This is a genomic window from Variovorax sp. AC103 (genome assembly GCF_979254005.1).
In genome coordinates, this window is sequence record NZ_CEEDFC010000004.1 from 138,104 (window position 1) to 150,200 (window position 12,097).

Below are 12,097 nucleotides of genomic sequence, written 5' to 3' on the forward strand. Positions count from 1 at the left end.
CGGGAGACAACGATATGGCAGCAGTGGAAGTAAAGGTGCCGGACATCGGCGATTTCGATGAAGTCGCGGTGATCGAGGTGCTCGTGAAGGTGGGTGACACGGTCAAGGCCGAGCAGTCGCTCATCACGGTGGAATCGGACAAGGCCTCGATGGAGATTCCCTCGTCGACGGCCGGTGTCGTCAAGGAAATCAAGGTCGAGGTCGGCGGCAAGGTCAAGCAGGGCTCGGTGGTGCTGGTGCTCGAGGCTGAAGAGGCGGGAGCTGCTGCAGCGCCCGCTGCCGCACCGGCCCCTGCAGCGGCTCCTGCAGCCGCCGCGCCCGCACCGGCCGCAGCTGCACCTGCGCCGGCCGCGGCGCCTGCTGCCTCGGGCCCGATCGAGATCAAGGTGCCCGACATCGGCGACTTCAAGGACGTCGCGGTCGTCGAACTGCTCGTGAAGGTCGGCGACACGGTCAAGGCCGAGCAGTCGCTCATCACGGTGGAATCGGACAAGGCCTCGATGGAAATCCCGTCATCGGGCGCCGGTGTGCTCAAGGAGCTCAAGGTCAAGGTGGGCGACACCGTCAACATCGGCGACCTGATTGCCGTGCTCGAAGGTGCAGCCAGCGCCGCCGCACCCGCGCCCGCACAGGCTGCGGCGGCCGCACCGGCTGCCGCAACGGCCAGTGCCCCCGCACCTGCCGCCGCTTCGCCGGCACCCGCCGCGAGCCCGGTTGCTGCTGCCGCATCGCACGACCCGACCACGACGCCCAGCGGCAAGCTGCCGCATGCCTCGCCGTCGGTGCGCAAGTTCGCCCGCGAACTCGGCGTGCCGCTCGACGAGGTCAAGGGTTCCGGCCCGAAGGGCCGCATCACGCAGGACGACGTCCAGAGCTTCACCAAGGCCGTGATGAGCGGCCAGGCCAGCACCAAGGCTTCCGCCGCCAAGGCATCGGCCGGTGGTGGCGGCGATGGCGCCGCGCTGGGCCTCATTCCCTGGCCCAAGGTCGACTTCACGAAGTTCGGCACGGTCGAGCGCAAGGACCTGTCGCGCATCAAGAAGCTCAGCGGAGCGAACCTGCACCGCAACTGGGTGATGATTCCGCACGTCACCAACAACGACGAAGCCGACATCACCGAGCTCGAGGCCTTCCGCGTCTCCACCAACAAGGAGAACGAGAAGTCGGGCGTGAAGGTCACGATGCTCGCCTTCGTCATCAAGGCGGTGGTTTCGGCGCTGAAGAAATTCCCCGAGTTCAACACCAGCCTGGACGGCGACCAGCTCGTCTACAAGCAGTACTACAACATCGGCTTCGCGGCCGACACGCCCAACGGCCTCGTGGTGCCGGTGCTGAAGGATGCCGACAAGAAGGGCATCCTGCAGATCAGCCAGGAGATGGGCGAACTCGCCAAGAAGGCGCGCGACGGCAAGCTCGGCTCGGGCGACATGCAGGGCGGCTGCTTCTCGATCAGCTCGCTCGGCGGCATCGGCGGCACGCACTTCACGCCCATCATCAACGCCCCCGAAGTGGCCATCCTCGGCCTCTCCAAGGGCCAGATGAAGCCGGTGTGGGACGGTAAACAGTTCGTGCCGCGCCTCACGCTGCCGATGTCGCTGTCGTACGACCACCGCGTGATCGACGGCGCCCTGGCTGCGCGTTTCAACGCCTACCTGGGCCAGGTCCTCGCGGACTACCGTCGAATCCTCCTATGACCACCGTAGTGGCCGTCCGCAAAGGCGGCCAGGTCACGATGGCAGCCGATTCTCTGGTGACCTTCGGCGACACGCGGCTCTCGCACCGCGCCGAGGCGAACCAGAAGATCTTCACCGTCGAGGACGCGGCGGGCCATAGCCTGTTCGCCGTGGCCGGCGCCGCCGCGCACTTCCTGGTGCTGCAGCATGCGCTGGCCGCGCAACCGCGCGAGCAGTTGCTGTTCGGCAGCAAGCACGAGATCTTTCGCACCTTCACGCGCTTGCATGCGGTGCTGAAAGATTCGTTCTTCATGCAGACCAAGGAGGACGAGCACGAGCCCTACGAGTCGAGCCAGTTCACGATGCTGATGGCCAACCAGAGCGGCATCTACGGCATCTACAGCTACCGCGAGGTGTTCGAGTTCAAGCAGTTCTGGGCCATCGGCTCGGGACGCAGCTTTGCGCTCGGCGCCATGCACGCGGCCTATGACATCAAGTCGCGCTCGTCGCGCGACGTGGCGGAGGCAGGCATTGCCGCCGCCTGCGAATTCGATCGCAATTCGGCCCCACCGGTCGACGTTCTCACACTCAAACTGAAAGTGTCCAAATGAGCGAACAACAAATCAAGGTACCCGACATCGGCGACTTCGACGAAGTCGCGGTGATCGAGGTGCTGGTCAATGTGGGCGACACGGTCAAGGCCGAGCAGTCGCTGATCACGGTCGAATCGGACAAGGCCTCGATGGAAATTCCGTCCTCCGCCGCCGGCGTGGTGAAGGCCATTGCGGTGAAGGTGGGCGACAAGGTCAAGCAAGGCTCGGTCGTGCTGACGCTGGAAGTGAACGGTGCCGGGGCAGCCGCGCCCGCGTCCGCTGCCCCCGCGCCTGCACCGGCCGCAGCAGCGCCCGCGCCCAAGGCTGCTGCGCCCGCACCGGCACCGTCCGCCGCACCCGTGGCTTCCACCTACGGCGGCAAGGTCGATGTCGAGTGCGACGTGGTCGTGATCGGTGCCGGCCCCGGCGGCTACTCGGCCGCCTTCCGCGCGGCCGACCTGGGCCTGAAGGTCGTGCTGATCGAGCGTTACGCCACCCTGGGCGGCGTGTGCCTGAACGTCGGCTGCATCCCGTCGAAGGCGCTGTTGCACGTGGCCTCCGTCATGGACGAGGTGAAGCATTTCGCCGACCTCGGCGTGAGCTTCGCCGCGCCCACGGTCGATCGCGCCAAGCTGCTCGGCCACAAGAACAAGGTGGTGGGCAAGCTCACCGGCGGCCTCACGGCCATGGCCAAGATGCGCAAGGTGACGGTGCTGCGCGGCGTGGGCAACTTCATCGATCCGTACCACCTCGAAGTCGAGGAAAGCACCGGCACCAGCTGGGACACGACCGGCAAGAAGCAGACGGTGAAGTTCCGCAACGCCATCATCGCGGCCGGTTCGCAGGCCGTGAGCCTGCCCTTCATGCCGAAAGACCCGCGCGTGGTCGACTCGACCGGCGCGCTGGAGATGGGCACCGACCCCAAGCGCATGCTGATCCTGGGCGGCGGCATCATCGGTCTCGAAATGGGCACGGTGTATTCCACGCTGGGCGCGCGCCTGGACGTGGTCGAGATGCTCGACGGCCTGATGCAGGGCGCCGACCGCGACCTGGTGAAGGTCTGGCAGAAGATGAACGCGCCGCGCTTCGACAACATCATGTTGAAGACCAAGACGGTGGGCGCCGAGGCCACGAAGGAGGGCATCAAGGTCACCTTCGAAGGCGAGAACGCGCCCAAGGAACCCCAGGTGTACGACCTGGTGCTGCAGGCCGTGGGCCGGAGCCCCAACGGCAAGAAGATCGGCGCCGAGAAGGCCGGCGTGACGGTGAGCGACCGCGGCTTCATTCCGGTCGACATCCAGATGCGCACCAACGTGCCGCACATCTTCGCCATCGGCGACATCGTGGGCCAGCCCATGCTGGCGCACAAGGCGGTGCACGAGGCCCACGTGGCGGCGGAGGTGATTGCCGGTGAACAGAAGGGCGACAAGGAGCTGTCCAGCGCCGCATTCAACGCCCGCGTGATCCCCAGCGTGGCCTACACCGACCCCGAGGTGGCGTGGGTGGGCCTCACGGAAGACCAGGCCAAGGCCGAAGGCATCAAGGTCAAGAAGGGCCACTTCCCGTGGACGGCGTCGGGCCGTGCCATCGCCAACGGGCGCGACGAGGGCTTCACCAAGCTGCTGTTCGATGCGGAGACGCACCGTATCCTGGGCGGCGGCATTGTCGGCACGCATGCGGGCGACATGATCGGCGAGATCGCGCTGGCCATCGAGATGGGCGCGGACGAGATCGACATCGGCAAGACCATCCACCCGCATCCGACGCTGGGCGAAAGCATCGGCATGGCGGCGGAAGTGGCGCACGGCACCTGCACGGACCTGCCGCCGGCGAAGAAGAGCTGATTTCCTTTGGGGGCGCTGACCGGGCGCCCATAAAAAAATCCCGCTGCGGCGGGATTTTTTTCGTCCGGGATCCGGCGGATCCGGAGGGCTCAGTCGCCGGTGCGGGCCAGGGCTGCGGCCTTCACTTCGTCTGCCGGTCCGCCGAGCACGCGGCGGGCGCCGTCGAAGCGGCGTTGCCAGTAGCTGCCGTTCATGTCTTCCACACGAACCTGGGCGCCGGAGCGGGGGGAGTGAATGAACTTGCCTTCGCCGACGTAGATGCCGACATGGCTGAAGGCGCGACGCATGGTGTTGAAGAACACGAGGTCGCCGGGCTTGAGCTGGCTGGCGTCGATCTTCTCGGTGGCGGCGGCTTGCTCTTCGGCGCGGCGGGGGAGCATGTGGCCGACCGTCTGGTTGTACATGGCGCGAACGAAGCCGCTGCAGTCGAAGCCCGATTCGGCGGTGTTGCCACCGCGGCGGTACGGAACGCCGAGGAAACCGATGGCCGTGACGACCAGGTCGGAGGTGCGCTCCGTGACCGTCTGGCGAACCTGCTTGAGCTGCCCGATCAGGCCCTTGTCGGCCAGCATTCGTGCCAGCTCGTCGTCGGTTTTATCCTGTTGAGGGGCTGCATGGACAGCGACGGCAAAGAGGAGAGACGCGGGTAGGACGAAAAAACGCATGGCGCGTAGGATATTGATGACGCGCGGTTATGTCAATTTAAAAAGAATGAGTGAAGAGTTATGTAAGTCATTGATTTACATTGAATTTTTCGCTGCGGCCCAAGAAAAGATGTAACGACGAACGTTTATTGACCATAAGTGGTTGACCGCCAGTGGGCTTTCTTGCAGCAGGTGGATTCGAGTTTTGCCTGGATCGAGTGGCTATCTTTCGTCAAGATCGCATCAACTCCCAGGAAAAACCATGAACTTTCGAATCCGGCCGTTTTTTCGCCCTTCAGGCGCCTTGGCGGTGCTCCTGGGAACCGGTTTCTGCAGCATCGCCTTGGCGCAGCCGGTGCCGGAAACCGTTGCGTCGGGTCTGGAAAACCCGTGGGGCGTCACCTTTTTGCCGGGTGGCCGCTTCATGGTCACCGAGAAACCGGGCCGCCTGCGCCTGATCGCGGCGGATGGCAAGGTGGGCGCGCCCGTCGCCGGCCTGCCGCGCATCGCCGCCAGTGGGCAGGGCGGCTTGCTCGACGTGCTGGCCGACTCCGGTTTCGAGAAGAACCGCACGCTGTACTTCTGCTTCTCCGAGCCGGCTGCCAGCGGCGCGGCCAACAGCACCGCGCTGGCACGCGCCGACCTCTCGGCCGACGGCACCAAGCTCGAAGCGCTGAAAGTCATCTTCAGCCAGCAACCCAAGGTGGCGAGCAGCGCGCACTTCGGCTGCCGCATCGTCGAGGCGCGCGACGGCACGCTGTTCCTCACGCTGGGCGACCGCTTCAGCCGCAAGGAAGACGCGCAGAAGCTCGACAACCACCTGGGCAAGGTCGTGCGCATCGCCAAGGACGGCACGGTGCCCAAGGACAACCCCTTCGTCGGCAAGGCGGGTGCGCTGCCCGAGATCTGGAGCTACGGCCACCGCAACGGGCAGGGCGCCACGCTCGCACCCGATGGCCGCTTCTGGATGACGGAGCACGGCCCGCAGGGCGGCGACGAAATCAACATGCCGCAGGCTGGGCGCAACCACGGCTGGCCGGTGATCACCTATGGCGAGAACTACGGCGGCGGCAAGATCGGCGACGGCATCACGGCCAGGGACGGCATGGAGCAGCCGCTGCACTACTGGGTGCCGTCGATTGCACCGTCCGGCATGGCGTTCCTGACCAGCAACCGCTACGGCGCCGCCTGGAAGGACAACCTGTTCGTCGGCTCGCTCAAGTTCGGCTACCTCGACCGCATCGAACTCAAGGACGGCAAGGTGGTGGCCGAGCACAAGCTGCTGGCCGACGGCCGGGCCCGCATTCGCGACGTCAAGCAGGGCCCGGACGGGCTGCTCTATGTGCTCACCGACGAAGCCGACGGCAAGCTGCTGCGCCTGAAGCCGAACTGAGCCGCAGCCGTCTGCGCTTCAACCGGGGCAGCCCGGCAGCGGCAAGGTCGGCAGCATGCGCTGCCACAGGCGCGTCCACTGCGGCCAGTCATGGCCGCCTTCGGTGGTGAAGACGCGCTCCGGCGGCAAGGCCGCGGCCAGCAGGCGGTGGCTGAAGACGAAGCGGTCGTCCTCGCCGTAGCCCAGATAGAGCGGCGGGCGCGCGCCTGCGGTCCGCGTGTAGCCCGCGTAGCCGCGCAGCCATTGCCACAGCTGGGTTTCGCTCGGTGTGCGCGGGTTGGCGGCCGACGCGTCGACCAGCGGGCCGTTCCACTTCGCAAGGCCGCCTGCGTTGGCGATGTCCGTGACCAGCGCGCGTTCCCCCAGGTACGGCGCAAGCGTCACCAGGCCGGCCAGTTCGCCGGGGTGCGTCTGCGCATAGAGCAGGCCGCCGAAGCCGCCCAGCGAAATGCCGACGAACCAGATGTGCCTATAGCCCTGGCTGCGTGCCGGTGCGACCACGTCCGCGTTCAGGCGATCGAGGATGGTCTTGTTGTTGTAGTAGCCGATGTGCGCATCGACCAGCATCACGTCCGCGGCGATGCGGTTGTCGCGCACGGCGCGCACGAAGCCTTCGCGCTCGAACTCGTCGGGTGCCGAGTACAGGCCGGGGAGCATCACCAGCAGCGTGTCGGCATTGCGCGTGCAGCTGCTCTTGTCGAGCGAGGTCGCCAGCGGCACGGTGGCCTCGCGCATGCCGCCGCACGCCGCGACCAGGAGCGCCGCGCCCAGGCCCAGTGCCGCCAGGCACAACCGCTTTGAAAAGAACTTCATGCGCGCAGTCTAGGTGCGCAACGATATTGGCAGGTCGACCATGACCGGTTGCCCCGGTGTCGTGCAGCCCGTGTCGCAGCACTTGCCCGGCTGGCGGTTGCGGGTGATGGCGCGGCCCGGGTCGTGCGGCGCGGCGGCGGGCGAGCCGTCGGCGGCGATGCCGCGCTCGAGGATGCGTTCGACCAGTTCCACCTTCGAGCCGACGGGATAGTTGCGCCAGATCTCCTGCTTCATGGCCGCCGGCGAGCCGCCGCCGTGCAGGCTGATCACGCTGTACCAGCCGCCCTGGTAGCCGGCCGTGAGGTCTTCGATGAAGCGGGCGGTCTCGATGCGCTGTTCGTACGGAATGGCGGGGTTGGCGCGCAGCACGTCGGACAGGCGGGCGGCCGTCTCGGGGTTGTGGTCTTCGTCCGGGCCGGGCAGGGTGACGATCAGGCCGCCGCTCACGTAGTGCGCGATGCGGTGCATGTCGTAGATCCTGGTGGCCAGCAGCAGCTTGCCGATGTTGCTGAACACCGGGTCGGGCATGAACACCTCGCAGTGTTCGTCGGCCTTGCCGTACACGCTGGCCGCCACGCCGCAGGCGAAGAAGCTCTCGGTGATGGTGATGAGCTCGACCATCTGCTCGCGCAGGTGGCTCTCCTTGCCCGGGTCGAAGCCATTGGCCTCGCACATCAGCGCACCGGCGCCGATCAGCAGGTCGCCGAAACCCGCGCGGGCGCCGATGCAGCTATGGCGGTGATGGGTGGCGTAGCTGTAGGTCAGGTGGCCCGAATGCTCCCATTCACCCGCATAGAACACCTGGTCCCACGGCACGAACACCCGGTCGAACATGCACACGCCCGTGCTCTGGCCGTATTTGCGGCTGAAGAGGGCGTCGCCGTGCTCGAGCTTCTCTCCGGGCCGCCCGGCCGGCCGCGCCACGATCGTGAGGCCCGGTGCATCGAGCGGCACGGCGCAGCACACGGCGAAATCGGCGTCTTCGCGGCCCATGTTGCGGCAGGGCATGACCAGCAGTTCGTGCACATAGGGCGCGCCGGTCACGATGGCCTTGGTGCCCGAGATCACGATGCCGCGCGCGTTGCGCTCGACCACGTGCAGGTAGCTGTCGACGTTGGCCTGCTCGTGCGGCCGGCGGCTGCGGTCGCCCTTGGCGTCGGTCATGGCCACGCCCAGCGTCAGGTCCTGGTCCTGCACGCGGTGCAGGTACTCATGGAAGCGCGCGGTGTGCTCGGTGCTGCCGCGCGCGTCGTCGATGCGCGCCGACACCTGCGCGATGGCGTTGAGCGCATCGTGCGTCAGGTAGCGCTGGGCGCAGCCGGTTTCCTGGCAGACCAGCCGCACGGCCTCGAGCTTGTTGAGCAGGTCGCCCGAGCTGGTGTTGATGTGGGACAGCCGGTTGACCCGCTTGCCGCTGGTGTGCTGCACGGCGGTCATCAGCGTCTCGTACTGCGGCTTGAGCGCGTGGTCGTAGGTAAGGGCGATGGCATTGATGCCGGGCTGGAATGCGGGCTCGTCGGCCACGCAGTCGACGCGGCGGCCGTCCACGAACACCGTGGGGCGGTAGCGGCGCAGCGATTCGCGGTAGTCGGCGCCGGACATGAGGGCGGCGGCGGGAAGCGGGGCATTCATCGTGTTGTCTCCGAGGTTCGTGTTCTGGTCACGAATTTGAACACTGTTCAATTTTTCGATCAATGCTCAAAAAAACCGTGGGGCGCTGGGTCACGGGGCTATAGTCCCGCCGATGCAAGCCAAGCTCCAGCGCCGACAGGCGCTCACCGACGTCCGCCGCGCGCTCGTGCTCGACGCCGCCCGCGCCGTGTTCCTGGACGCCGGCATCGAAGGCGCGAGCGTGCGCGAAATTGCCCGCAAGGCCGGCTACACGCCGGGCGCGATCTACTCGTATTTCGACAGCAAGGAAGCGATCTACGCGGCCCTGCTCGACGAATCCATCCAGCGGCTGCAAACCGCCGTGGCCGACGCGCCGCAGGCCGAGGGCCGCCCCGACCTGACGCTCGCCGCCCAGGCCCAGGCCTGGTTCGACTTCTACGCGGCGAACCCGCGCGAGCTCGACCTCGGCTTCTACCTGGTGCAGGGCATGCGGCCGCGCGGGCTGACCAGCGAACTCGACCACGAACTGAACGACCATCTGCATCAGGCGCTGCGCCCCTGCGAAGACGCGCTGCGGGCGATGGGGCTGGCGGCCGACGTCGCCTTGCAGGAAAACACCTCGCTGTTCGCGCACGGTGTCGGCCTGCTGCTGATGCAGCACACGGGCCGCATCCGCATGTTCAGGCAGTCGGCCGACGCGCTGTTCAAGACCTATGTGGCGCAACTCGTCGAGCGCATCGGCGGCGCGGCGGGCGCAGGCGGTGTTTTCGGTGGTACGGTTTAGCCCCATCCGAATTCCCCCAAGAAAGAACCTGTTCATGCTGCTCGACGCTTCGCAATCCCAACTCGTGCTGATCGACTACCAGGCGCGGCTGATGCCTGCTGTCTTCGAGAACGAGGCCGTTGCGAAGAATGCGGTGCGCCTCGGCAAGCTGGCGCAACTGGTCGAGGTGCCGGTGTGGGGCACCGAGCAGAACCCGTCCAAGCTGGGCGAGAACCTGCCGGACATCCGCGCGCTGTGCAGGAAAACGCTGGCCAAGATGCATTTCAGCGGCGTGGAAGAGGGGCTCGGCGAATGGCTGCGCGCGCCGGCCAAGGCTGCGCCGCAGGGCAATGCCCGCAGCCTGCCCAAGCATCTGCAGAAGCCGCAGGCCGCGGCCGAAGAGCGCAACACCATCGTGATCGCCGGTTGCGAAGCCCATGTCTGCCTGCTGCAGACCGCGCTCGACCTGCTGGAAGACGAGTTCGATGTCTGGGTCGTCACCGACGCCTGCAGCTCGCGCACCGAGCGCAACCGCGACGCCGCTTTCGACCGGCTGGCCGGTGCCGGTGCCGAGCTGGTGACCACCGAGATGGTCGGTTTCGAATGGCTGCGCACCGCCGAACACCCGGCATTCCATGAGCTGCAGGCGCTCATCCGCTGAGCCGAAGGCGGCGTGGCAGGAGGCGGAACCCGGTTGTTCCGGCCGTCAGCTTGCTGCAAGATCGGTCTCCATAATTATGAATTCAGTTTTGGCGGTGCATGCCAAGGCAGAACGAACAACAGGAGACAAGTCCCGATGAGCCGCTACGAAGAATTCCATCGACAGTCCGTCGACGCGCCCGAGGCCTTCTGGGCCGAGCAGGCGAAGCTGATCGACTGGCATGCGCCCGCGCAACAGATCCTCGACGCCAGCAACCCGCCGTTCGCGCGCTGGTTCGTGGGCGGCAAGACCAACCTGTGCCACAACGCGGTCGACCGGCATCTGTCGACGCGGGGCGACCAGCCCGCGCTGATCTTCGTTTCGACCGAGACGGGGGTCGAGAAGAGCTACAGCTTCACCGAACTGCACGCCGAGGTGCAGCGCACCGCGGCCAGCCTCATCGAGCTGGGCGTGGGCAAGGGCGACCGCGTGCTCATCTACATGCCGATGATTCCCGAGGCCGCCTTCGCCATGCTGGCCTGCGCGCGCATCGGCGCGGTGCATTGCGTGGTGTTCGGCGGTTTCGCCAGCGGCTCGCTGGCCACGCGCATCGAAGACGCCGAACCCAAGGTGATCGTGAGCGCCGACGCGGGCTCGCGCGGCGGCAAGGTCATTGCGTACAAGCCGCTGCTCGACGAGGCGATCCGGCTGTCCACGCACAAGCCCTCGGCGGTGCTGCTCGCCGACCGCGGCCTGGCTGCTATGAGTCTGGTAGCAGGACGTGACCATCTGGCGAGCGTGATGCGGCAAAAACACTTGAATGCCGAGGTGCCTTGCGCCTGGCTGGCGTCGACCGACATCAGCTACACCATCTACACCAGCGGCACCACCGGCAAGCCCAAGGGCGTGCAGCGCGACGTGGGTGGCTACGCCGTGGCGCTGGCCGCGAGCATGAGGCACATCTTCGACGGCCGGCCCGGCGAAACCTATTTCTCGACCAGCGACATCGGCTGGGTCGTGGGCCACAGCTACATCGTCTACGGCCCGCTGATCGCGGGCATGGCGACGATCATGTACGAGGGCCTGCCCACGCAGGGCATCGACCGGCAGCCGGACGGCGGCATCTGGTGGCGCATGGTCGAGAAATACAAGGTGACGGTGATGTTCAGCGCGCCCACGGCGGTGCGCGTGCTCAAGAAACAAGATCCGGGGCTGCTGAAGAAGTACGACCTGTCGAGCCTGCGCGCGCTGTTCCTGGCAGGAGAGCCGCTCGACGAGCCCACCGCGCGCTGGATCAGCGAGGGCCTGGGCGTTCCGATCATCGACAACTACTGGCAGACCGAATCGGGCTGGCCGATGATCACCATCGCCAACGGCGTCGAGCCCAAGGCCAGCAAGTTCGGCAGCCCGGGCGTGCCGATGTACGGCTACCGCATCAAGATCCTGCACGAGTCGACCGGCGAGGAGCTGACCGGCGCCAACGAGAAGGGCGTGGTCGTGGTCGAAGGCCCGACGCCGCCCGGCTTCATGCAGACGGTGTGGAAGGACGACGCGCGCTTCATCAATACCTACTGGAAGAGCGTGCCCGGCAAGATGGTCTATTCGACCTTCGACTGGGGAATTCGCGATGCGGACGGCTATTTCTACATCCTGGGCCGCACCGACGACGTGATCAACGTGGCGGGCCATCGCCTGGGCACGCGCGAGATCGAGGAGAGCGTCTCGGGCCATGCCAACGTGGCCGAGGTGGCGGTGGTCGGGGTGGCCGATGCGCTGAAGGGACAGGTGGCGATGGCCTTCGTCGTCCCCAAGGACGGCCTGGCGGTGACCGATGCGCAGGCTGCGCTCAAGCTCGAAGGCGAGATCATGAAACGGGTGGCCGACCAGCTCGGCGCTCTGGCGCGGCCGGCGCGCGTGCGCTTCGTCACCGGCCTGCCCAAGACCCGCAGCGGCAAGCTGCTGCGCCGCGCCATCCAGGCCGTGTGCGAGCAGCGCGACCCCGGCGACCTGACCACCATCGACGACCCCGCGACGCTGCAGCAGATCAAAGAGTTACTTTCTTCTCCCTGAGTTAGCCCGCAAGGGGCTTGCAGGCCCCCTGCGGGGCGTCATATGGTTGACGT

10 protein-coding genes are annotated in these 12,097 nt (G+C 66.6%); 7 read left to right on the forward strand and 3 right to left on the reverse strand.

What is annotated here, in order from left to right; genetic code table 11:
- Positions 1–14: 14 nt before the first annotated feature.
- Genes aceF through lpdA form a run of 3 tightly spaced genes read left to right on the forward strand, consistent with a single transcriptional unit; the run spans position 15 to position 4,110 of the window.
- Entirely contained in the window at positions 15–1,694 is a 1,680-nt protein-coding gene (gene aceF, locus AC0IYU_RS07290) for a dihydrolipoyllysine-residue acetyltransferase (RefSeq protein WP_472114659.1), read from the forward strand.
- Entirely contained in the window at positions 1,691–2,284 is a 594-nt protein-coding gene (locus AC0IYU_RS07295; protein WP_472114661.1) for an MFS transporter, read from the forward strand. The genes aceF and AC0IYU_RS07295 overlap by 4 nt, the downstream gene beginning before the upstream one ends.
- Positions 2,281–4,110: a dihydrolipoyl dehydrogenase gene (gene lpdA / locus AC0IYU_RS07300; RefSeq protein WP_472114664.1), complete on the forward strand. Its 1,830-nt coding sequence runs from the start codon at positions 2,281–2,283 to the stop codon at positions 4,108–4,110. The genes AC0IYU_RS07295 and lpdA overlap by 4 nt, the downstream gene beginning before the upstream one ends.
- Positions 4,111–4,199: 89 nt before the next feature.
- Here the strand turns inward: lpdA and AC0IYU_RS07305 are convergent, their stop codons facing one another.
- Complete coding sequence (locus tag AC0IYU_RS07305) at positions 4,200–4,775, reverse strand: C40 family peptidase (RefSeq protein WP_435438589.1); 576 nt, start codon at positions 4,773–4,775, stop codon at positions 4,200–4,202.
- Positions 4,776–5,016: 241 nt separating this feature from the next.
- Here AC0IYU_RS07305 and AC0IYU_RS07310 point away from each other — a divergent pair, with 241 nt between their 5' ends.
- Positions 5,017–6,147: a PQQ-dependent sugar dehydrogenase gene (locus AC0IYU_RS07310; RefSeq protein ID WP_472114666.1), complete on the forward strand. Its 1,131-nt coding sequence runs from the start codon at positions 5,017–5,019 to the stop codon at positions 6,145–6,147.
- Positions 6,148–6,165: 18 nt separating this feature from the next.
- On the opposite strand, the gene AC0IYU_RS07315 is transcribed toward AC0IYU_RS07310, so the two are convergent.
- Both AC0IYU_RS07315 and AC0IYU_RS07320 read right to left on the reverse strand, forming a co-directional pair.
- The gene (locus AC0IYU_RS07315) at positions 6,166–6,960 is read right to left on the reverse strand and encodes an alpha/beta fold hydrolase (RefSeq protein WP_472114669.1); all 795 of its coding nucleotides are present in this window, start codon (positions 6,958–6,960) and stop codon (positions 6,166–6,168) included.
- 9 nt (positions 6,961–6,969) lie between these two features.
- Positions 6,970–8,592 (reverse strand): 4-hydroxyphenylacetate 3-hydroxylase family protein, encoded by a 1,623-nt coding sequence (locus AC0IYU_RS07320; protein WP_472114671.1) that lies wholly within the window; start codon positions 8,590–8,592, stop codon positions 6,970–6,972.
- A gap of 112 nt (positions 8,593–8,704) precedes the next feature.
- Between AC0IYU_RS07320 and AC0IYU_RS07325 the strand changes: the two genes are divergently transcribed.
- From AC0IYU_RS07325 to AC0IYU_RS07335, 3 genes are read left to right on the forward strand one after another with little or no spacing between them, the layout of a single operon-like run.
- On the forward strand, positions 8,705–9,355 hold the full coding sequence (locus AC0IYU_RS07325; RefSeq protein ID WP_472114674.1) for a TetR/AcrR family transcriptional regulator: 651 nt from the start codon (positions 8,705–8,707) through the stop codon (positions 9,353–9,355).
- A gap of 34 nt (positions 9,356–9,389) precedes the next feature.
- Positions 9,390–9,995, forward strand: coding sequence for an isochorismatase family protein (locus AC0IYU_RS07330; RefSeq protein ID WP_435484036.1), 606 nt, complete (start codon positions 9,390–9,392; stop codon positions 9,993–9,995).
- A gap of 12 nt (positions 9,996–10,007) precedes the next feature.
- Complete coding sequence (locus AC0IYU_RS07335; protein ID WP_472114677.1) at positions 10,008–12,044, forward strand: propionate--CoA ligase; 2,037 nt, start codon at positions 10,008–10,010, stop codon at positions 12,042–12,044.
- The last annotated feature ends 53 nt before the right edge of the window (positions 12,045–12,097 follow it).

Coding starts and splice junctions, on each gene's coding strand:
- aceF (WP_472114659.1), top strand. CDS start 15: ATGGCAGCAGTGGAAGTAAAGGTGCCGGACATCGGCGATTTCGATGAA.
- AC0IYU_RS07295 (WP_472114661.1), top strand. CDS start 1,691: ATGACCACCGTAGTGGCCGTCCGCAAAGGCGGCCAGGTCACGATGGCA.
- lpdA (WP_472114664.1), top strand. CDS start 2,281: ATGAGCGAACAACAAATCAAGGTACCCGACATCGGCGACTTCGACGAA.
- AC0IYU_RS07305 (WP_435438589.1), bottom strand. CDS start 4,775: ATGCGTTTTTTCGTCCTACCCGCGTCTCTCCTCTTTGCCGTCGCTGTC.
- AC0IYU_RS07310 (WP_472114666.1), top strand. CDS start 5,017: ATGAACTTTCGAATCCGGCCGTTTTTTCGCCCTTCAGGCGCCTTGGCG.
- AC0IYU_RS07315 (WP_472114669.1), bottom strand. CDS start 6,960: ATGAAGTTCTTTTCAAAGCGGTTGTGCCTGGCGGCACTGGGCCTGGGC.
- AC0IYU_RS07320 (WP_472114671.1), bottom strand. CDS start 8,592: ATGAATGCCCCGCTTCCCGCCGCCGCCCTCATGTCCGGCGCCGACTAC.
- AC0IYU_RS07325 (WP_472114674.1), top strand. CDS start 8,705: ATGCAAGCCAAGCTCCAGCGCCGACAGGCGCTCACCGACGTCCGCCGC.
- AC0IYU_RS07330 (WP_435484036.1), top strand. CDS start 9,390: ATGCTGCTCGACGCTTCGCAATCCCAACTCGTGCTGATCGACTACCAG.